Annotated in this window: 1 protein-coding gene; it reads right to left on the bottom strand. The window is 56.6% G+C overall.

Going from position 1 to position 512, the window contains the following annotated elements; all coding sequences use genetic code 11:
• Positions 1 to 43: 43 nt before the first annotated feature.
• The coding region (locus tag ACW2Q0_RS31210) for a transposase (RefSeq protein WP_457194508.1) at positions 44 to 512 on the bottom strand (469 nt) is incomplete at its 5' end.

Genomic DNA, 512 nt, shown 5'->3' with positions numbered 1-512 from the left:
GAGAGTGTCAGAATTTTTGTGGGCGAAACGATGACCATTCCACCTAATTTCCAGTTACCCGTTCACCGTAGAACAGTGCGAGCGTGTTCAGTATATCCTTCCATCCGGCGATCTTTCCAGTGATATTCTGCCGATTTTTCAATGGGTTCCGTACGACGAGGTAGAGTACTTTGAGTGCGGCCTGCTCGTTCGGGAAGTGACCACGCCGCCGGGTGGCATGCCGGAACCGGGAGTTCAGGCTTTCGATCGCGTTCGTGGTGTAGACGAGTTTCCGGATCGGGGCCGGGAATTTCAGGAACGGCGTGAATTGTTCCCAGCTGTTGCGCCATACCGCGATCATCGCCGGATATTTCGGTTCCCATTCCGCGGCGAATTCGTCGAACAGGGATTCGGCGGCCTCCACCGTGGGTGCTGTGTAGATCGCCCGGAGTTCGGTCGTGATCCGGCTCCAATATTTCCGGGAGGAGTATTTGAGGCTGGCCCGCACGAGGTGGACGACGCATTGCTGGACG

The organism is Nocardia citri, assembly GCF_054065835.1.
The sequence above is the reverse complement of the archived record's forward strand: the minus strand, read 5'-3'. Positions and strand labels throughout refer to the sequence as shown.